The organism is Bradyrhizobium daqingense, from assembly GCF_021044685.1.
Lineage (GTDB): Bacteria > Pseudomonadota > Alphaproteobacteria > Rhizobiales > Xanthobacteraceae > Bradyrhizobium > Bradyrhizobium daqingense.
In genome coordinates, this window is sequence record NZ_CP088014.1 from 5883061 (window position 1) to 5902816 (window position 19756).

The following is a 19756-nucleotide window of genomic DNA, read 5'->3' on the forward strand; positions in this document are numbered from 1 at the left end:
TCGAGACGCCCGCCGTCGGCGGGCCCTCAGGATGAGGATCGAGTGCGCGGCTGTCGTTTCAACGCGCACCGATGCTGCAGAGCCTCAACCTGAGGAGACCGCGAAGCGGTCGTCTCGAAGGACGAGGCGTGCTCCGCGCAAGATGCTGTATCCGAGCGCGCGGAGTGCTCACACCGTCGGCAACACCGAAAACGCTTCCCCTGTCCGGCGCAGGTTCAATTCATCGGCGCCGGCGGTCTCGCTGGTGACGCTGTCGACACGCGAGGACGGCGGGCCGTGGCGGCACAGTGCGACCATGTCGGCAACATGGTTCGGCGGGCCTGCGAACAGCGCTTCGACACTGCCGTCACGGCGGTTGCGGACCCAGCCTTCGAGGCCGCTCGCGGTCGCCTGGTATTCGACCCAGGCGCGGTAGCCGACACCCTGCACGCGGCCGCGGATCATGACCTGGAGGATCGCCCGGCTCATCTTTTCAGCCCAAGAAAGTCGGCGCCGCGCGCCTTCACGTCCGTCTCGCGCATGACGCGGTTCGTCAGCTCCGCCGATGCCAATCCCCTCAGCGCTTTCGGCGCCGTGCCCTCACGCAGCGCTTTTTGAGTCTCATAGACGGCCTGCGTTGCAGCAGCGATCGGCGCATGGCCCTGAAGCGCGATGCGCACGCGTTGACCGGTGAGATAGTCGAGCGCATTCAGCTCGTCCGGCGCGCCGCCGAGCACGATTGGAAGGCGGGTAGCGGATGTGATGGCCTCGAGCTCGGCGCGCGACTTGATGCCGGTGAAGAACAGCGCATCGACACCGGTCGCCTCATAGGCCTGCGCACGGCGGATCGCATCCTCGACCGAGGTGATCGCGGCAGCGCCCGTACGCCCCATGACGACCAGCGACGGATCGTTGCGGGCATCGAGCGCCGCCTTGATCTTGCCGACGCCTTCCTCGAGCGTGATCAGCTGCACCTTGGTCTCGCCGAACGCCGCCGGCAGCAGCGTGTCCTCGATGGTGAGGCCGGCGGCCCCCGCCGTCTCCAGCTCCTGCACCGTGCGCCGCACGTTCAGCGCATTGCCATAGCCGTGATCGGCATCGACCAGGACCGGAAGCGCGGAGGCGCGCGACATGCGCCGCATCTGCTCGGCAAGCTCGGTGAGCGTAATCAGCGTGACATCGGGGTCGCCGAGCACCGCGAGCGAAGCCACCGATCCCCCGAACATGCCGAGCGGAAAGCCGAGATCCTCGGCAATGCGGATCGAGATGGCGTCGTAGACCGAGCCGGGATGGACGCAAGTTTCGCCCGACAGGATGGAGCGAAGTTTCTCGCGGCGGGAACGAAAGGCCATGGTGCTGTCTCAGTTAGGTCACGGAGGCCTCAGCATACTCCCTCATTGCGAGCGAAGCGACGCAATCCAGAAATGCATCCGCAGAGACAGACCGGATTGCTTTCGTCGCAAAGACTCCTCGCAATGACGGTGGTGCAGGCAGAAAGCCCGCCCCACTCGCACCTTTACGCAAACTCCAGGATCAGCGCGTCCACCGCGAGCGTCGCGCCGGCGCTGGCGTGGATCTTCTTCACCGTGCCGTCCTGCTCGGCGCGCAGCACGTTCTGCATCTTCATGGCTTCGACCACCGCGAGCGTCTCGCCGGCCTTGACCTCCTGCCCTTCGCTGACCGCGATCGAAACCACGAGGCCGGGCATCGGGCACAGCAGCTTCTTGCCGGTGTCGGAGGCCGTCGTCACCGGCATCAAGCGCGCCGAGGCCGCTTCCGCCTCGGTCCAGACATAGACCGGCACCTCGACGCCCTGATGCGCGAGGCGGATGCCGTTCGCGATGGGGCGGGTTTGCACGGCGACGAAATGGCCGTCGATGGTGCCCTGCCAGACCGGGTCGCCCGGCTTCCATGGCGACTGCAACAGATGCGCATTGCCGGTCTTGCCGTCGGCATCGATGAAGCGGATCGCGATCGCCTCGCCCTCGCGCCCCACCTCGAGCAGGATCTCCTGGCGGTCGAGCCAGACCGCGCGGCGGCGCTCGCGCTGCACGACGCGGCCGCCCATCTGGCCCGAAATCTGCCGCTTGCGCTCGCCGAGCACGTGATCGATGGCGGCGCCGACCACGGCGATCCGCCGGGCGACCTCGCCTTCGGGCACGCGCACCGCAAAACCCTTGGGGAACTCCTCGGCGATGAAGCCGGTCGAGAGCCGGCCCTCACGCCAGCGCGGATGATGCATCAGCGCGGACAGGAACGGGATGTTGTGCCTGATACCGTCGACGTAGAACGAGTCGAGCGCAGTCGCCTGCGCCTCGATCGCGGCCGCGCGCGACGGCGCGTGGGTGACGAGCTTGGCGATCATCGGATCGTAATGGATCGAGATCTCGCCGCCCTCCTGCACGCCGGTGTCGTTACGCACCGTGATGCCGTCCTGGCTGGCTTCCGCCGGCGGACGGTACTTCACCAGGCGCCCGATCGAGGGCAGGAAGTTGCGGAACGGATCTTCGGCGTAGAGGCGCGACTCCACCGCCCAGCCCGTCAGCGTGACGTCCTTCTGGCTGATGGCAAGCTTCTCGCCGGCGGCCACCCGGATCATCTGCTCGACGAGGTCGATGCCGGTCACGAGCTCGGTCACGGGATGCTCGACCTGGAGACGCGTGTTCATCTCCAGGAAGTAGAAGCTCTTGTCCTGGCCTGCGACGAACTCGACGGTGCCGGCGGAATCGTAGTTCACGGCCTTGGCCAGCGCGACGGCCTGCTCGCCCATCTTGCGGCGGGTTTCCTCATCGAGCAGCGGCGACGGCGCCTCTTCGATGACCTTCTGGTTGCGGCGCTGGATCGAGCATTCGCGCTCGCCGAGATAGATCACGTTGCCGTGCTTGTCGCCGAGCACCTGGATCTCGATATGGCGGGGATCGACGATGAACTTCTCGACGAAGACGCGGTCGTCGCCGAACGAGGCCTTGGCCTCGGCCTTGGCGAGGTTGAAGCCTTCGGCGACCTCGGCCTTGGAATGGGCGATGCGCATGCCCTTGCCGCCGCCGCCGGCCGAGGCCTTGATCATGACGGGATAGCCGATCTCGTCGGCGATGCGGACCGCGTGCTTGTCGTCCTCGATGACGCCGAGGTGGCCCGGCACGGTCGAGACCTTGGCCTTGGCCGCCGCCTTCTTGGATTCGATCTTGTCGCCCATCGCCGCGATCGCGCCCGGATTGGGGCCGATGAAGACGATGCCGGCCGCCTCCAGCGCGCGCGGAAATGCCTCGCGCTCTGACAGGAAGCCGTAGCCGGGATGCACGGCCTCGGCGCCCGTCTTTTTACATGCCTCGACGATCTTCTCGATCACCAAATAGCTCTCGGCCGCGGCGGGAGGGCCGATCAGCACGGCCTCGTCGGCCATCTCCACATGGAGGGCATCGCGGTCGGCCTCGGAATAGACTGCGACGGTCTGAATTCCCATGCGGCGGGCGGTCTTGATGACCCGGCAGGCGATTTCGCCGCGATTGGCGATCAGAATGCGTTTGAACATGCTTTTCTTGAGTCTCGACCTTGGGCGGGACCCTTCCCTGGCCGTTGGGGGCCTTTGGGACGGGCCGTGTGGCTCCCGTGGTACATCAAAATGGGCCGGAGGCAACGGTCTAAATCCGCCCCGTTCTGGCGTACCAGCGCAAGACCGAAACCGGCTTAGGAACGGGGCAGCGGGCCTTGGGCCGCCTATGGCTTGCCGGGCTTGGCGACGTCCCGAACGAGGCTATGAACAAAGCCCAATTTGGCGATCACGGCCGGCGACAGGATGAAGGGATAGAGGTCACGCAGGCCCATGGCGCGGTTGACGCTGTTCATGGCGAAGGTGAAGGGCAGCCATGCGTCGATAAGCGCCTGGACGTCCCTGGCCTCATAGGGATTGAAACGGATGCGCGCCGTCAATTCCCCGTCGCGGTCGACCTTGGGGCGGACCTCCATGCCGAACTCGGCAGCCATCTCCAGCGTGTCGACGATGTGGAGATAGTGCGCCCAGGTCTCGGCGAAGTCTTCCCAGGGGTGCGTGGTGGCGTAGGCCGAGACGTAAGTCTGCTGCCAATCCGGCGGCGCCCCCTCGGCATAATGACGCTGCAGGGCCTGGCCGTAATCGGCAGAATCGTCGCCGAACACGGCGCGGCATTCCTCCAGCTTGCCGCCGTCGCGCACCAGCACGTCCCAGAAATAATGCCCGACCTCGTGGCGGAAATGACCGAGCAGCGTTCGGTAGGGCTCGCCCATCTCAAGCCTGCGCCGCTCGCGCTCGATGTCGTCGGTCTCGGTGAGCGCGATCGTGATCAAGCCGTTGTCGTGGCCGGTCATGACCTTCTCTCCGCTGTGCGGGTCGTCCGCGAGAAAATTGAAGATCAACCCATGCTCCGCGTTCTCCTGCCGGGTCTGGAGCGGCAGCTTCCAGCGGATCAGCGAATAGAACAGCCGGTGCTTCGCCACCTCCAGCTCGCGCCAGCCGGCGAGCTGGGCCGGATCGGACAGGTCGGGCACGATGCCGTTGTGGCGGCAGGCGCGGCAATAGCCCGTGCTGTCGGCCGCATCCGTCAGCCAGTTGCACGCGTCGTATTCGGCATTGCGGCAGAGCATGCGGCGCCTGCCCCTGTCGGCCAGCGTCGTCCAGCCCCCCCCGTCGGGCTCGATCGCCGACATCGTCTCCTTCTCGGGAAGGAAGGCGACCCGGTGGCCGCAGCGTTCGCAGGCGCGGTTCTCGAAATACAGAACGTTGCCGCAGGCCTGGCAGACAAACAGCTTCAAGATTTATCCTCTTTGGCAAGGAGCCTCATGAACGAGAGTCCGGTGCCTCGCAAAGACGCCTCCGGCGGCGCATCGTTCCAATGTCAGGAACAAATTGCCAGACCCGGCGTTTCGTTCATACCCGCATCACCCTTTCGGCGGCGCCTTTCCCTTCGTATCCCCCTCTAAGCGATGGCCATCACGCTCCGTCTGTGTGAATATCGGTCCGGCGCGTGCGCAACCGCATGACAACGGCCGATGCCTTGAACGATCCCTTGCCCGAAACCATTGCCGCCGAAAGGCTGCGCCAACACCTCGAAGACGTCGCGCGCGAGCGTGATAACGCTTATCGCGCGCTTCAGGAGCGCGAGGCCGAGCTCGCGCGCATCCAGCGCATCGGCAAGGTCGGCGGCGTCGAGGTCGACTTCCGCGAAGGCTTCAAGAACCGCCGCTCGCCCGAATATCTGATGATCCACGGCCTGCCGCGCGAGGCTGCCGACGAGTCGCACGAGGACTGGGTCAATCGCATCCATCCCGAGGATCGCGACGCGACGGTCAGGCATTTCTTCGAGGCTCTCGCCGGAACGAGCGAAGACTACACCGCCGAATACCGCATCATCCGTCCCAATGACGGCGAGACCCGCTGGATCCGCGTCGTCGCCAAGATCGAGCGCGACAAGGACGGCCGCGCCGTCCGGCTCGTCGGCGCCCATATCGACATGACCGACCAGGCCCTCGCGCGCGAGACGCTGCGCGAGAGCGAGGAGCGCTTCCGGCTGATCGCGGACAGCGCGCCGGTGCCGATCTGGGTGACCAAGCTCGACCGCAAGCGCTCCTTCGCCAACCAGGCCTATGTCGATTTCGTCGGCCTGCCCTATGATCAGGCCATCGACTTCGACTGGCGCAAGGTCCTGCATCCGGACGACCTGCCCCATGTGCTGCAGCAATCCGTTCAGGGCGAAGCCTCGCTGAAGCCGTTCGTGCTGGAGGCTCGCTACAAGAACGCCAGCGGCGAATGGCGCTGGCTGCGCTCGGAATCGCAGCCGCGCTGGGATCCGACCGGCAAGCATATCGGCTTCATCGGCGTCGCCCACGACATCACCGTCGCCAAACAGGCCGAGATCGAGCTCAGGCGGCTCAACGAGACGCTGGAAGAGCGCATCGCCGAGCGCACCGCCGAGCTCGAAGCCAACGAGGCGCGGCTGCGCGCGATCCTGGAGACCAGCAACCAATATCAGGGCCTCGTCAATCTCAGGGGGGAATTGGTCTACGCCAACAAGACGGCACTGGCCGGCATCAACGCGCGTTCTTCGGACGTGATCGGCAAGCCGTTGTGGGAGGCCCCCTGGTTCAGCGCGACGGAGGGCATGGGCGCGCTGGTGCGCGAGGCCTTCGACACCGTGCTCAAGGGTGAAGCGGTGCGGCTGGAGATGCGGCTGCGCCTTCCCATCGGCGAGCGCGATTTCGACTTCGGCATGCGCCCCGTGCTCGACCGCCACGGCAACATCACCGGCGCCGTGCCCGAGGCCGTCGACATCACCGAGCGCCGGCGCGGCGAGGAAGCGCTGCGGCAGTCGCAGAAGATGGAGGCGATCGGCCAGCTCACCGGCGGTGTCGCGCACGATTTCAACAATCTGCTCACCATCATCCGCTCGGCAACCGACTTCCTGCGCCGCCGCGAGCTGCCGGAGGAGCGCCGCCGCCGCTATGTCGATGCCATCTCCGAGACCGTCGAGCGCGCCTCCAAGCTGACCGCGCAGCTTCTGGCTTTCGCGCGGCGGCAGCCGCTCAAGCCGCAGATCTTCAATGTCGGCAGCCAGGTCGAGGGCGTCGCGCAATTGGTCCGGCCGCTGGTCGGCGGCCGCATAGAGATCGTCGTCGAGATCGACGATGCCGACTGCTTCACCGTCGCCGATATCGCCCAGTTCGAGACTGCGCTGATCAACCTCGCCGTCAACGCCCGCGACGCCATGAATGGCGAAGGCCGTCTCGCCATCGCGGTTCGCAAGGTCCAGGGCATTCCGAGCCTGCGGGCCCAGTTGGCGCGCAGTGGCGACTACGTCGCCATCTCGGTCTCCGACTCCGGCGGCGGCATCGCGCCGGAGCATCTGGAGTCGATCTTCGAGCCCTTCTTCACCACCAAGGAGGTCGGCAAGGGCACGGGGCTCGGCCTCAGTCAGGCGTTCGGCTTCGCAAAGCAATCCGAGGGCGACATCGCGGTGACGAGCGCGCGAGGCCAAGGTGCCACATTCACCATCTACCTGCCGCAGGCCCAAAGTCCCGCGACCGCCAAGGAAGCGGCCGCGCTGACTCACGAAGCCGCGGCCACCGGGCGCGGCTATCGCGTGCTCGTGGTCGAGGACGACGACGAGGTCGGCCGCTTCTCCACCGAGCTCCTGGAGGATCTCGGCTATGTCGTCCGCCGCGTCGCCAACGCAAATGCGGCGCTCGCCATTCTCGGCGAGAACGAATTCGCCGTCGACCTCGTATTCTCCGACGTCATCATGCCCGGCATGAACGGCGTCGAGCTCGCCGGCATCATCCGCGAGCGCTATCCGGGCCTGCCGGTCGTGCTCACCTCCGGCTACAGCAACGTGCTCGCCGAGAACGCCCATCGCGGCTTCGAGCTGATCCAGAAGCCTTATTCGGTGGAGGCGTTGTCGCGCATCCTCCGCAAGGCGATCTCGGAGAAGCTGTCGTTGGCCAGGTAAAGTGAACCAAGCAAACGCCTGTCGTCCCGGACAAGCGCGCAAAAAGCGCGCGCCGATCCGGGACCCATACTCCGAGACCGACGTTGTAGCGTAAGCTGGTAGACGACAATATTCGTTCAACTTCATCCTGTGGCTATGGGTCCCGAATCTGCGCTTACGCTTGTCCGGGACGACAGCGGAGTGTTTGCTGCGGGAATCCCGTCTCGATCGAGAAACCGATGTCTAGCGAAACCTCCGATCAGGCAGGACAGGCCGGCCGCGCGCTGGATGCGGCCAATTTCTTCCTCGCCGATGTCCGCGACGGCCTCGGCCCTTATCTCGCGGTCTATCTCCTCACCGAGCAGCATTGGGACGAGGCGCGCATCGGCCTCGTGATGTCGATCGCGACCATCGCAGGCATCATGGCGCAGACGCCGGCCGGCGCCTTGGTCGATGCGACGCGGGTCAAGCGGCGGGTGATGGCCATCGCTGCGGTCATGGTGACGTTGGCATCGCTCTCGCTGCCGTTGTTTCCGGATTTCCTGCCGGTCGCGATCTCGCAGGGCATCGCTCAAGCCGCCGCCGTCGTCTTTCCGCCTGCGATCGCCGCCGTCTCGCTCGGCATCTTCGGCCATGCCGCCTTCACCCCCCGCATCGGCCGCAACGAGACTTTCAACCACGCCGGCAACGCGGTGGCCGCGGGCATCGCCGGTGTCTGCGCCTATTGGTTCGGGCCCAAAGTCGTGTTCTACCTTCTCGGCGCCATGGCAATCGCGAGCCTGGTGAGCATTCTGGCGATCCCTGAACGCGCCATCGACCACAATCTCGCGCGCGGACTGCAGGGGTCTCGATCCGATAGCGCGGCCGAGCATCCCTCGGGGCTTGGCGTGCTCCTGACCTGCCGCCCTCTCCTCGTCTTCGCGATCTGCGTGGTGCTGTTTCACCTCTCAAACGCTGCGATGCTGCCGCTGGTCGGGCAGAAGCTTGCGCTGCAGGACAAGAATTTGGGCACCAGCCTGATGTCGGCCTGCATCGTCGCCGCGCAAATGGTGATGGTGCCGTTTGCCATGCTGGTCGGCACGCGGGCCGACCACTGGGGCCACAAGCGCTTCTTCCTTGCGGCATTGTTGATCCTGCCGATTCGCGGTGCACTCTATACGCTCTCCGACAATCCATTCTGGCTGGTCGGCGTCCAGCTTCTCGACGGCGTGGGCGCCGGCATCTTTGGCGCGATCTTCCCGGTCATTGTCGCCGACCTGATGCGCAACACCGGCCGCTTCAACGTCGCGCAGGGCGCGGTCATCACGGCCCAGAGCATCGGCGCGGCACTGTCGACAACGCTGGCGGGCCTCGTCGTGGTCGGCGCCGGTTACAGCGCAGCGTTCATCACGCTCGGCGCCGTCGCGGCGATCGGTGCGGTCATCTGCCTTCTCGCCCTTCCCGAGACGCGTCAAAACGAAGATGGCGATCCGCGCCCCCAGGGGAAGACAGCGGCGTCCGCATCGGCTATCGCTGCCGAGTGAACCCATCCCGTTCCGAGACCTGAACCGTGCCGTCTGAAGCCATCTGGGCCTGGAGCATTGTCGCAGCCGCGACCTCAGGCGTCATCATCCGCCCGTGGTCCCTGCCTGAAGCGATCTGGGCCGTTCTCGGCGCTGGTTCTCTCGTGCTGCTCGGCTTTCTGTCGTGGCAGGATGCGCTGACAGGGATCGAGAAGGGCGTCGACGTCTATCTCTTCCTGATCGGCATGATGCTGATCGCCGAGCTGGCGCGGCTCGAAGGCCTGTTCGATTATCTCGCCGCGCTTGCGGTGGAATATGCGCGCGGCTCGCCGCAGCGGCTGTTCCTGCTGGTCTATCTCGTCGGCACACTCGTGACCGTGCTGCTCTCCAACGATGCGACCGCGATCGTGCTGACGCCGGCCGTCTATGCCGCAACGCGCGCGGCCGGCGCGAGGCCGCTGCCTTACCTGTTCGTCTGCGCCTTCATTGCCAATGCCGCGAGCTTCGTGCTGCCGATCTCCAATCCCGCCAATCTCGTCGTGTTCGGTGCGCGCATGCCCGCGCTCAGCGAATGGCTGCGCCTGTTCGCCCTGCCCTCGGCGGCCTCGATCGTGCTGACCTATGTCGTGCTGCGTCTGACCCAACACCGCGCGCTGAAGGAAGACACGATTGCCCGCAGCGTGCCGCATCAAAAGCTCGGACGCGGCGGGAAGCTCACGGCCATCGGCATCGTCGCCATCGGCGTCGTGCTGGTCACGGCATCGGCGCTGGACAAGCAACTCGGCCTGCCGACCTTCATCTGCGGCGCGCTGACTTCAGCGATCGTACTGCTGATCAACCGGCAATCGCCCTTGCCGGTGCTGAGGGGCGTCTCCTGGAGCGTGCTGCCGCTGGTCGGCGGGCTCTTCGTCATGGTGGAAGCGCTGGTGAAAACCGGCGTGATCGCGCAGCTCAGCGCGCTGCTGCACCAGGCGGTGGCGCAGTCCGTGCCGACAGCCGCCTGGAGCGTCGGCATTGCCACGGCGCTTGCCGACAATATCGCCAACAACCTTCCGGTCGGCCTCGTTGCCGGCTCGGTCGCCGCCAATAATGATCTGCCTGCGCCCGTCGTCAGCGCCATCCTGATCGGCGTCGACCTCGGGCCCAATCTGTCGGTGACCGGCTCGCTCGCCACCATCCTCTGGCTGGTCGCGCTCCGCCGCGAGAAGATCGAGGTCGGCGCTTGGCCGTTCCTCAAGCTCGGCCTGCTGGTGACGCCGCCCGCCCTGATCGCGGCGCTCGCCGCCGCGATCAGATAGTGTGCGGTTTCAGTCGTTCTCGTAGCCGTAGACTTCCGGCAGGATGAAGATCGCGGCGAGCAACCCGATCACCGGGAAGATCGCGACGAACAGCGTGGCATTGGCCTGCCCAATCGCGGCGAACAGCGTCGGGAACAGGAAGATCGCCAAGAACGACGGAAGCTTCACGAACATGTAGGCGAAGCCGCTGGCGGTGCCGCGATATTGCGGCCGGGCGACCATGGTCGGGATCGTCATGCAGTTCGAGGCGTCCCAATAATGGCCCCACAGCATGCCGGCGGCAGCGAACGGCAGCAGAATGGTGTTGCCGGTGTAGAGCGCGAACGCGGCGACCAGCAGCGACACCAGAACGATGGAGAAGCCCGCGATCGCAATGCCGCGATGGCCGATCTTCGGCGTCAGCAGCGGCCCGACCCAGCCCGACACGGCCGCGAAGGAGAACAGTGCCATCGTCACCAGATTGTTGCCGAGGATCGTCGACACGCCGACCATTGCGAACAGCACCGGCAGGTAGAATGCGAAGGTCGAGAACTCGCTCGCCTGCGCGAAACAGGCGACCCAGCCATACAGCGTGGCGCGCCAGCGGATCGGGTCCTTCTTGAGGTCGGCGAGGAACGCGCGCGTGCTGGTCTTCGGCACCACCACATCGCGGTCGGGCAGCATGTCGAGATTGTCGTTGAACATCTCGCGCGCGACCTGCTTGGCCTCGCGGTAGCGTCCCTTCTGCACCAGCCACACCGCCGTCTCCGGCACGTCGTGGCGCATGATCAGGATGATCAGCGCCGGTACCGCGCCGAGCCCGAGCGTCACGCGCCACAGCATCTCGTGGTTCATGTCGATCAGCAGGAAGATCACGATGACGCCGATGGTGAGGACCTCACCAACGGCGAACATGAACTGCCAGCGATTGCCCATGACCTCGCGCTCACCCTTGGCCATGGACTCCATGATGTAGGTGTAGCCGGTCGAGATGTCGGAGCCGAGCGGAATGCCGAGCAGGAAGCGGATCACCACGAGCCAGGCAACGTTGGGGACGAAGGCCTGTGCCAGTGCCAGCACGATGAACATCACCATCGTCACCAGGAACATGACGCGGCGGCCGATCTTGTCGGACAACCAGCCGCCGAGCAGCGCGCCGATCAGGGCGCCGCCCTGCGTTCCGGCCGCGGCCAGTCCCAGCATCAGCGGATCGGGATTGTACTGCTCCTTGATGAAGATCAGCACGAAGGCGATCGAATAGAGGTCCCAGGCTTCGACCAGGATCGAGGCCATCATCAGCCAGCCGACCTTGTTGCCCTTGGGACTGTAGTTGGTGATGAGGTAGCGGACCGCGGCTTCGCTCGCGGTCGGTTGTGGCATCGCCATCGTCGACATCTATGGTCCTTTCTGCAAAACGCGCTACGCGCCGAGCAGCGGCTCGATACTGCAATCGAGCAGCCGCGGGTCGATCCCCGCCTCCATCCCCGTGAACATCTCGCCCATGTAGTCGATCAGGGCATCGCTCGCCTTCACGGCGTCATCGACGCGGCGGCTCGCGACCGCTGCGAGGATCGCGAGGTGGCGATCGATCGTGCCGGACAGATCGGCCTGCCCCGGCATGAAGCGGTGATGGATGTAGCCGATGCGCCGGTACAGCGTGTGCAGCGGCCGCAGCGTGTGCACCAGAAACGGCTCGCCCGCCGCCTCCAGCACCAGCGCGTCGATGCGGCGGTCGATGTGATTGAATTCGTCGAGCGTCAGGCTGGCGCGGCGTTCGCGCAGCAAACGCTCGATATGGAGCGCCTGATTGCGATGCGACAGGCTGGCGCGATCCGCCGCGAGGCGAATGACGAAACGCTCCATGTCGCGGCGCAGGTCCAGCAGCATGCGCTCGCGCGCCAGATCGATCGGTGCGATGTGCAGGCCGTGACGCGGACGGATGATGATGAGCGTGTCGGCGGAGAGACGATTGACGGCGTGATGCACCGGCGTGCGGCCGAAGCCGGTGATCTCTTGCAATTCCTGCATGGTCATGAATTGGCCGGGCTTGAGCTCGCAATGGACGAGGAGCTCCTCGATCCTCTGATAGGCCAACTCGAAAAAGTTGAGACGGTTGCTCCGGGAAGGCCTGCCTTCGCCATCGTCTCTCACCACTTCGAGCGCGCGCTTGCGCCGTGCCATGTCGTCCTCCCATCCAACCACACTCGCATCGCTCGGCGGCGCCTTGCTTGTGATATGATTAAAACATGTTGTGATATATTACAAGCGGGCGTATGAGTGCCGCCGGTCCCGCCAGCCGCGGCGCAGAAATGACAAACAATGCGGGCGCTATGAGCCCGATGGGAGGATTGTTGCCGTGAAGATCACGTCGATCGAAACCCTGCGCACCGAAGAGTTCTCCAACGTCATCTGGGTGCGCGTCCACACCGATGCCGGCGTGATCGGTCTCGGCGAGACCTTCTATGGCGCGGGCGCGGTCGAAGCGCAGATCCACGACACCTTTGCCGGCCGCCTGCTCGGCCGCAATCCCCTGCACATCGAGGCCATCCATCGCGACATGCTGAACCTGCCGATGGCGCAGTCCTCCACCGGCGTCGAATATCGCGCGGCCTCCGCTATCGACATCGCGCTGTGGGACCTGTTCGGCAAGGTCTGCGGCCAGCCGGTGCACCAGATGCTCGGCGGCCTCTGCCGCGACAAGCAGCGCATCTACAACACTTGCGCCGGCACCCAGTATGTCCGCTCGACCAATATCAGCCCGGTCGCGAACTGGAATCTCGGTGCCTCCAAGGGTCCCTATGAAGACCTCGACGGCTTCATGAACCACGCCGATGCGCTTGCCGAAAGCCTGCTGGAGAGCGGCATCGCCGCGATGAAGATCTGGCCGTTCGATCCGGCGGCGCAGGAGAACAAGGGCCTCTACATCACCACTGCCCAGATGAAGCAGGCGATCGAGCCGTTCGAGAAGATCCGCAAAGCCGTCGGCGACAAGATGGAGATCATGGTCGAGCTCCACTCGCTGTGGAATCTGCCGACCGCCAAGCAGATCGCGCGCGCCCTCGAGCCCTACAAGCCGACCTGGTACGAGGACCCGATCCGGATGAACTCGCCGCAGGCACTGGCCGAATATGCCCGGTCGACCGACGTCTGGGTCTGCGCCAGCGAGACGCTGGGCTCACGCTTCCCCTACAAGGACATGCTCGACCGCGACGCCATGCATGTGGTGATGGCGGATCTGTGCTGGACCGGCGGCCTCACCGAGGGCCGCAAGATCGCGGCGATGGCCGAGACCTATCACCGCCCCTTCGCCCCGCACGATTGCATCGGCCCGATCGGCTTCATCGCCGCCATCCACATGTCGTTCAGCCAGCCCAACACCTTGATCCAGGAATCCGTGCGCGCCTTCTACAAAGGCTGGTACAATGAGCTCGTCACCACGATGCCCGTGATCAAGGACGGTTATGTCTTCCCGATGGAAGGTCCCGGCCTCGGCGTCGACCTTCTGCCCGCCGTCTTCGAGCGCACCGATCTCACCGTGCGCCGCTCCAACGCTTGAGGATTTTCTGAGATGAGCACCGCCCTCTTCGATCTTTCCGGCCGCACTGCGCTCGTGACCGGCTCCTCCCGCGGCCTCGGCCGCGCCATCGCCGAAGGCATGGCCAAGGCCGGCGCGAAGCTGATCATCAACGGCGTCGACCCTGAGCGAGTCGAGCAGGCCGTCGCCGAGTTTCGCGCCGCCGGGCATCAGGCCGAGGGCGCCGCGTTCAACGTCACCGACGAACCCGCGATCGTCGCGGCGTTCAACGACTTCGACAAGAAGGGCATTGCCGTCGACATCGTCGTCAACAATGCCGGCATCCAGCACCGCAAGCCGCTGGTGGAATTCACCACCGACGAATGGCGCAAGGTGATCGAGACCAATCTCACCAGCGCCTTCGTGATCGGCCGCGAGGCGGCCAAGCGCATGATCCCGCGCAAGCACGGCAAGATCATCAATATCGGCTCGCTCGGCAGCGAGCTTGCCCGCCCGACCATTGCGCCCTACACGGCGGCCAAGGGCGGCATCAAGAACCTGACACGCTCGATGGCGGTGGAATGGGCCCAGCACGGCATCCAGGCCAATGCGATCGGCCCCGGCTACATGCTCACCGACCTGAACGAGGCGCTGGTCAACAACGCCGATTTCAACAATTGGCTGATGGGCCGCATCCCCTCCAAGCGCTGGGGCAAGCCGGACGAATTGGTCGGCGCCGCGATCTTCCTGGCGTCCGACGCCTCCACTTACGTCAACGGTCAGATCATCTATGTCGATGGCGGCATGATCGCCGCGATGTGATCGCAGCTCCAACGAGAGGGCAAGCCCATGCGCGCCGTCGTCATCCATGCACCGAAAGATTTGCGGATCGATAGCTATCCGGATGCGGCTCCCGCGCCGGGCGAGGTCCGCGTCAAAATCGCCAATGGCGGCATCTGCGGCTCCGACCTGCACTATTACCACCATGGCGGCTTCGGCGTCGTCCGCATCCAGCAGCCGATGGCGCTGGGCCATGAGATCGCCGGCGTGGTCGCCGACGTCGGTGATGGCGTCACCAGCGTGAGGCCGGGCACGCGCGTTGCGGTCAATCCGAGCAGGCCGTGCGGCCAGTGCCTGCATTGCCAGGAGGGCATGCGCAATCAGTGCCTCGACATGCGCTTCCTCGGCAGCGCAATGCGCTTCCCCCATGTTCAGGGCGGCTTTCGCGAATTCATCACGGTCGATGCGACGCAGGCCGTGCCGATCGCGGACAAGCTGTCGCTGGCCGAAGCCGCGGTCGCCGAACCGCTGGCGGTGTGCCTGCATGCGGGCAAGCAGGCCGGGCCCCTGCTCGGCAAGCGCGTGTTGATCACCGGCTGCGGCCCGATCGGCGCGCTGATGATCCTGGTCTCGCGCTTCGGCGGCGCATCGGAGATCGTGGTGACCGATGTCGCCGAGGCGCCCCTCGCGGTCGCCAGAAAGCTCGGGGCGACGCACGCCATCAACGTCGCGGCCAACGCCGCCGCGCTCGATCCCTGGCGCACCGGCAAGGGCGTGTTCGACACGTTGTTCGAAGCCTCGGGCAATCAGGTCGCCCTGCGCACCGCGCTCGATGTGCTCAGGCCCGGCGCCACGCTGGTGCAGCTCGGCCTCGGCGGCGACATGACGTTGCCGATCAACACCATTGTCGCCAAGGAATTGCAGCTCCGCGGCACCTTCCGCTTCGATCCCGAGTTCGAGCTGGCGGTGCGGCTGATGGGCGAAGGCCTGATCGACGTCAAGCCGCTGATCACGGCGACCATGCCGTTCGAGAACGCGGTCGCCGCGTTCGAGCTCGCCAGCGACCGCTCGCAGTCGATGAAGGTGCAGCTCACTTTCTAGCGTCGGTGGCCTGCAGGCTCTCAATCAGCCGCTCCTGGACCAGCCGCACGGCACCGCGTTTCCAGGAATAGTCGGCGCCGAGGCGCAAGCCGCTGTCGCCGCGCGCCAGCACCATGCCGGTCCTGGCATCGCGAAGCTGGAAGCCGATGGTGTATTCGGTGCGGCTGACCCGGCGCACCACCCCGATCAACGACTGGTCGGCGCCGAGTTTCTGCGCAATGACGGCCTCGCAGCCGCCGCAATCCCGCAAGGCCCCCGCCTTCGCCGCCGCTTCGCCGACGTCGACGATCCGGTAATGGCCGGATTGGCCGAGCGCCTCGCGCACCCCGCCGGTGACCTCGGCGAGATGTGACGCGTCGGACGCGGCTGACGCGCCCGCCGAGGCGGCCGTCACGTCCTCGAGCTCGAAGTCGAACACGGCGAGCGCAACCGGCGCCTGCGTGCCGAGCGCGGCCATGATCTCGCGGGACAGGAATATCTCGGCGCGCTCCCATGCTTCGTCACTGTCGCCGCGGAAGGAGTAGAGCTTGTCCATCACGAGCTGCTTGGCGCTGACGTCGATCACGGCGACCTTGGCCCATTGCACCAGCGTGCTCGTCTTCTGGATGCCACCGATGATCTTGAACGCCGCACCGTCCTGGGCCGACGGCACCAGCCGATAGCGCCCAGCCTCGCCGATATCCCGTCGGAGCGCGGCCATGAACGCCGCCAGCCGCCGCTCATGGGCAGCGGTCTGATTGGTCGGCTCACCCGACGTGTCGGTATAGCTGAAATCGTCCAAGGCAACGCCAATGAGGGCCTGGGCGTGGACCGGCAAATGAGACAGGACAAAGAGGAGAAGGGCAGAAAGAATCAGCCGGGAGCGATGCATGAACGGGCCTCATGGGATGAGCGGCGCCGCAAATCTGGACGGGCCCCATATTGCCATGCAGCCGTGGCTGTCCCGATCAATACCGGGAAAATTTCACGACGTTGCATTGCCGTAAAGCAGGAACGCTTCCCGCCGCCAGCGTTCTGCCCTTTAATGCGGGGCAACAAACCCGTTCGCACCAGGTGCAAGCCGATGTGGAACCGCCCGAGGTTCGATCTCAAGGTCCGTCTGACGTTGCTGGTGGCGGGGATATCGGCCGCCTGCTTTGCGGCGATCTCCGCCTATTTCCTGATTGCAGCTGACCGCGCCGCGCATGCGCGCATCGACGGTATCGCAGCCATCGTGGCGAAGTCGCTGGAGCTTCAACAGGGCAAGGTGCAATGGGGGACCAACCCGCGCTCGGATTTCCCCAACCTCGATCCCGTGTCGGCCTACGTCATGACGCCCGGCCTGTGTCTTGGCTTCCGTGGCGCGAGCGGCGACATGCTCCAGCGTTTCTGTAGCGGCGCGCCGGCTCCGGCGAGCCCGCCGCCGCAGCTTTTTACCGCCTTCTATCGCAGCCTGTTCGACCCCGGCCGCGAGGCGACGCGGCCCGTGATCGTGCGCAGCGCCAAGCTCGGCGAGACCGTGGTCACTGTCGATCCGGCCGTGCAGACGGCGGAGGCCTGGCACGAGGCTGGCCGCCTGATGATCGCGCTTGCGATCGCGCTGCCGCTGCTCTGCGCGCTGGTCTATGCCGCGCTCGCCCGCGCGCTGCGCCCCACCCGCATGATCGGCGACGGCCTCGAGCGCATCGCCGCCGGCGACCTCACGACGCGGCTGCCGCCGTTCGATCTCGCCGAGCTCTCGGCCATCCGCGACGTCTTCAACCACCTCGCCGAAAGTCTCGACCTCGCGCTTGCCGAACGCAACGAGCTGACGCGGAAATTGATCGCGCTCCAGGACGAGGAGCGCCGCCATCTGGCGCGCGAGCTGCATGACGAGTTCGGCCAGTCGCTTGCCGCCATCCGCGCGCTCGCCGCCTCCACCCGCCAGACCGCGGCTCAGGACTGCCCCGACCTGCTGGGAGAGTGCGACGGCATCGCCCGCACCGCGACCGGCATGATGGAGACGCTACGCGGCGCGCTGTTCCGGCTGCGGCCGCCCGATGTCGATGAGCTCGGCCTCGTCGCGAGCCTCGAAGGCCTGGTATCGGGGTGGAACGGCCGCAGCCGCGGCCAGCCCCGCTTCGAGATCCGGTTCGAAGGCGCCTTCGACAGCGTGCCTGCCTCCGTCAGCGCCAATCTCTATCGCATCGTGCAGGAGGCGCTCACCAACGCCGCCAAGCACGCCGGCGCCACGAAGGTCAGCCTGCATCTGACCCTGGCCGACAGCGAGATCGCGCTCGCGATCGAGGACGACGGCCGGCCGAACGATGCCGCGGCTAAATCCGGCATGGGCCTGCTCGGCATGCGCGAGCGCGTCGCCGCGCTTCGGGGCCGGCTGAGCTTCGAGTCCGGCCCCCATGGTTCGGCGCTGCGCGCATTCATTCCGCTCGCAGCCGCCGATCGGCCTGCGCTGGACCACGCGGCATGAGCGGGACCGAGGCGACCATCCTGCTGGTCGACGACCATTCCGTCGTTCGCGAGGGCTATCGCTCCGTGCTCCAGAAGCAGCCGGGACTGCGCGTCGTCGCCGAGGCCGCCGACGGCGCGGAGGCCTATCGCCTGTACAAATCCGAGGCGCCCGATCTCGTCATCATGGACCTCAGCATGCCCGGCATCGGCGGCATCGAGGCCGTCAGGCGCATCAGGCAATGGGACAAGGCCGCGCGGATCCTGGTCTTCACCATGCACGAGAATGCCGGCTTTGCGGTGCAGGCGATCCGCGCCGGTGCGCGGGGTTACGTCACCAAGACCAGCCCGCCCGAGACGCTGGTGCGCGCGGTGAAGGACGTGCTCGCCGGCAAGATCGCCATCAGCCCCGACATCGACCATGAGCTTGCGCTCAGCCGCATCAGCGGCGAGAGCTCGGCCGCCGACGTCCTGACGCCGCGCGAATTCGAGGTGCTGCGGCTGCTGCTCGCCGAGAACACGACGGAGGAGATCGCCGAGACGCTCCACGTCAGCCCGAAGACGGTGGCGAACCTGCACTCGCTGATCAAGGACAAGCTCGGCGTCGGCTCCGACATCGAACTGGTCCGGCTGGCGCTGCGCCAGGGCATCCTGACGGAGGTAGACCTCGGCGAGACCTGAGCTGCGCCGCCGCGATCACTCGCGCGCAACGACCGAGTCCAGCCAGGCGCAGTTCAGCGGCGGCACGTGCGGATCGGCGACGCGGACGCCGCGCGCGGCCGCATCGAGCCGCATGTCGCGCAGGCGTTTGCGCTGCTCTTCCGGCATATGGAGTCGTTCGTGGCCCCACAGCGAAGGCCCATCGAAGGTCTCGTGCGGCTGCCAGCTCTCCGGATCGATCACGCGCCCGCCCCAGCCATATTCGATGAAGAAGCCGGAAGGGGTATTCACATAGAACGAGGTCATGTGATCGTTGGTATGCCGGCCCAACGTATAAGCGATGCGCCCCTCGTCCAACTGCGCGAGGTCGTAGCCCTGTCCGACATCATCGAGGCTGCCGAGTTCAACCATGAAATGATGCAACGCCTTCCGGCCGGAACCAACCATTGCGAAGGAATGGTGACGGCCATTGACGTGGAAGAAATACAGCCCGTAGGGCTTGAGGCCGAAATCGGAGACGTGGAAGCCAAGCACATCGCGATAGAATGGCAGCAGCGCCTCGACGTCCTCGACATTGAGCACGACATGCCCCATGCCCAGCGCACCGGTGCGAAAACCCGAGATCGGCCTGCCGGGCCTGAAGGGCTCGCTTGCGAGCTCCGGCTTGCAAAAAGCTTCAAGCCGGTTGCCGGCGGGATCGGCAAACGTGATCAGTTCGGTCACATGCCGCTCATCCGCGAGCGCGCGCGAGGCTCGCGCGACCTTCACGCCATGACTTTCCAGGCGCCCGGCCAATCGATCGAGCCCGGCGGTTGAGGAAACTTCCCACCCCATCACCGCGAGACCGGCATCGCTGCTGCCGTCGACGATCAACCGCTGCTTGCGATCGTCCATACGGAAGGCCCGCATCTTGCCGCCGCGATCGACCTGCTGCATGCCGAGCAGCCCGGTGGCCATCCGGCTCCACTGGTCGATCTGAGATGAGTTGATCCCGATATAGCCGAGCGCGGTGATTTCCATCGACGTTCTCCCAAAGCCATCGCACCCGCTGCACTGCGGCGA

General features: G+C 65.8%; 16 protein-coding genes. 8 read left to right on the forward strand and 8 right to left on the reverse strand.

The window, feature by feature from the left end; all coding sequences use genetic code 11:
• Positions 1-168: 168 nt before the first annotated feature.
• From LPJ38_RS27980 to LPJ38_RS27995, 4 genes are all read right to left on the reverse strand, one after another.
• A complete protein-coding gene (locus tag LPJ38_RS27980; protein WP_145629887.1) occupies positions 169-468 on the reverse strand; it encodes an acylphosphatase in 300 nt (99 codons plus the stop codon).
• Entirely contained in the window at positions 465-1331 is an 867-nt protein-coding gene (locus tag LPJ38_RS27985; RefSeq protein WP_145629886.1) for an isocitrate lyase/PEP mutase family protein, read from the reverse strand. Before LPJ38_RS27985 ends, LPJ38_RS27980 begins: the two co-directional genes overlap by 4 nt.
• A 164-nt stretch (positions 1332-1495) precedes the next feature.
• On the reverse strand, positions 1496-3511 hold the full coding sequence (locus LPJ38_RS27990) for an acetyl-CoA carboxylase biotin carboxylase subunit (RefSeq protein WP_145629885.1): 2016 nt from the start codon (positions 3509-3511) through the stop codon (positions 1496-1498).
• Positions 3512-3696: 185 nt separating this feature from the next.
• Positions 3697-4767, reverse strand: a complete 1071-nt coding sequence (locus tag LPJ38_RS27995) for a zinc-binding metallopeptidase family protein (protein WP_145629884.1) — start codon at positions 4765-4767, stop codon at positions 3697-3699.
• A 212-nt stretch (positions 4768-4979) separates the two neighbouring features.
• Between LPJ38_RS27995 and LPJ38_RS28000 the strand changes: the two genes are divergently transcribed.
• From LPJ38_RS28000 to LPJ38_RS28010, 3 genes are all read left to right on the forward strand, one after another.
• Positions 4980-7457, forward strand: coding sequence for a PAS domain-containing hybrid sensor histidine kinase/response regulator (locus LPJ38_RS28000; protein ID WP_145629883.1), 2478 nt, complete (start codon positions 4980-4982; stop codon positions 7455-7457).
• 218 nt (positions 7458-7675) lie between these two features.
• A complete protein-coding gene (locus tag LPJ38_RS28005) occupies positions 7676-8959 on the forward strand; it encodes an MFS transporter (RefSeq protein WP_145629882.1) in 1284 nt (427 codons plus the stop codon).
• Between the two features lie 26 nt (positions 8960-8985).
• Positions 8986-10236 carry an arsenic transporter gene (locus LPJ38_RS28010; RefSeq protein ID WP_145629881.1) on the forward strand — a complete coding sequence of 417 codons (1251 nt, stop codon included), beginning with the start codon at positions 8986-8988 and terminating at the stop codon, positions 10234-10236.
• Between the two features lie 9 nt (positions 10237-10245).
• Here the strand turns inward: LPJ38_RS28010 and LPJ38_RS28015 are convergent, their stop codons facing one another.
• Together LPJ38_RS28015 and LPJ38_RS28020 are read right to left on the reverse strand one after the other, a co-directional pair.
• Positions 10246-11610: an MFS transporter gene (locus LPJ38_RS28015; protein WP_145629880.1), complete on the reverse strand. Its 1365-nt coding sequence runs from the start codon at positions 11608-11610 to the stop codon at positions 10246-10248.
• 24 nt (positions 11611-11634) lie between these two features.
• Positions 11635-12396: a GntR family transcriptional regulator gene (locus LPJ38_RS28020; RefSeq protein WP_145629879.1), complete on the reverse strand. Its 762-nt coding sequence runs from the start codon at positions 12394-12396 to the stop codon at positions 11635-11637.
• A 175-nt stretch (positions 12397-12571) separates the two neighbouring features.
• Here LPJ38_RS28020 and LPJ38_RS28025 point away from each other — a divergent pair, with 175 nt between their 5' ends.
• From LPJ38_RS28025 to LPJ38_RS28035, 3 genes are read left to right on the forward strand one after another with little or no spacing between them, the layout of a single operon-like run.
• Positions 12572-13771, forward strand: a complete 1200-nt coding sequence (locus LPJ38_RS28025; RefSeq protein ID WP_145629878.1) for a mandelate racemase/muconate lactonizing enzyme family protein — start codon at positions 12572-12574, stop codon at positions 13769-13771.
• Between the two features lie 12 nt (positions 13772-13783).
• Complete coding sequence (locus tag LPJ38_RS28030) at positions 13784-14551, forward strand: SDR family oxidoreductase (protein ID WP_145629877.1); 768 nt, start codon at positions 13784-13786, stop codon at positions 14549-14551.
• 27 nt (positions 14552-14578) lie between these two features.
• Positions 14579-15610 carry an L-idonate 5-dehydrogenase gene (locus LPJ38_RS28035; RefSeq protein WP_145629876.1) on the forward strand — a complete coding sequence of 344 codons (1032 nt, stop codon included), beginning with the start codon at positions 14579-14581 and terminating at the stop codon, positions 15608-15610.
• Here the strand turns inward: LPJ38_RS28035 and LPJ38_RS28040 are convergent.
• The gene (locus LPJ38_RS28040; protein WP_145629875.1) at positions 15600-16481 is read right to left on the reverse strand and encodes a DUF3280 domain-containing protein; all 882 of its coding nucleotides are present in this window, start codon (positions 16479-16481) and stop codon (positions 15600-15602) included. The genes LPJ38_RS28035 and LPJ38_RS28040 overlap by 11 nt on opposite strands.
• A gap of 192 nt (positions 16482-16673) precedes the next feature.
• On the opposite strand from LPJ38_RS28040, the gene LPJ38_RS28045 reads away from it, so the two are divergent.
• A complete protein-coding gene (locus LPJ38_RS28045) occupies positions 16674-18056 on the forward strand; it encodes a sensor histidine kinase (RefSeq protein WP_145629874.1) in 1383 nt (460 codons plus the stop codon).
• On the forward strand, positions 18053-18715 hold the full coding sequence (locus LPJ38_RS28050) for a response regulator (RefSeq protein ID WP_008548921.1): 663 nt from the start codon (positions 18053-18055) through the stop codon (positions 18713-18715). Before LPJ38_RS28045 ends, LPJ38_RS28050 begins: the two co-directional genes overlap by 4 nt.
• A gap of 15 nt (positions 18716-18730) precedes the next feature.
• On the opposite strand, the gene LPJ38_RS28055 is transcribed toward LPJ38_RS28050, so the two are convergent.
• Positions 18731-19714, reverse strand: a complete 984-nt coding sequence (locus LPJ38_RS28055) for a VOC family protein (protein ID WP_167520301.1) — start codon at positions 19712-19714, stop codon at positions 18731-18733.
• Between the last annotated feature and the right edge of the window lie 42 nt (positions 19715-19756).

Excerpts from the sequence above, each read along its gene's own strand:
- LPJ38_RS28020 (WP_145629879.1), bottom strand. The coding sequence starts at position 12,396 with ATGGCACGGCGCAAGCGCGCGCTCGAAGTGGTGAGAGACGATGGCGAA.
- LPJ38_RS28050 (WP_008548921.1), top strand. The coding sequence starts at position 18,053 with ATGAGCGGGACCGAGGCGACCATCCTGCTGGTCGACGACCATTCCGTC.
- LPJ38_RS28045 (WP_145629874.1), top strand. The coding sequence starts at position 16,674 with ATGTGGAACCGCCCGAGGTTCGATCTCAAGGTCCGTCTGACGTTGCTG.
- LPJ38_RS28055 (WP_167520301.1), bottom strand. The coding sequence starts at position 19,714 with ATGGAAATCACCGCGCTCGGCTATATCGGGATCAACTCATCTCAGATC.
- LPJ38_RS28035 (WP_145629876.1), top strand. The coding sequence starts at position 14,579 with ATGCGCGCCGTCGTCATCCATGCACCGAAAGATTTGCGGATCGATAGC.
- LPJ38_RS27980 (WP_145629887.1), bottom strand. The coding sequence starts at position 468 with ATGAGCCGGGCGATCCTCCAGGTCATGATCCGCGGCCGCGTGCAGGGT.
- LPJ38_RS27990 (WP_145629885.1), bottom strand. The coding sequence starts at position 3,511 with ATGTTCAAACGCATTCTGATCGCCAATCGCGGCGAAATCGCCTGCCGG.
- LPJ38_RS28005 (WP_145629882.1), top strand. The coding sequence starts at position 7,676 with ATGTCTAGCGAAACCTCCGATCAGGCAGGACAGGCCGGCCGCGCGCTG.
- LPJ38_RS28030 (WP_145629877.1), top strand. The coding sequence starts at position 13,784 with ATGAGCACCGCCCTCTTCGATCTTTCCGGCCGCACTGCGCTCGTGACC.
- LPJ38_RS27985 (WP_145629886.1), bottom strand. The coding sequence starts at position 1,331 with ATGGCCTTTCGTTCCCGCCGCGAGAAACTTCGCTCCATCCTGTCGGGC.
- LPJ38_RS28015 (WP_145629880.1), bottom strand. The coding sequence starts at position 11,610 with ATGTCGACGATGGCGATGCCACAACCGACCGCGAGCGAAGCCGCGGTC.
- LPJ38_RS28040 (WP_145629875.1), bottom strand. The coding sequence starts at position 16,481 with ATGCATCGCTCCCGGCTGATTCTTTCTGCCCTTCTCCTCTTTGTCCTG.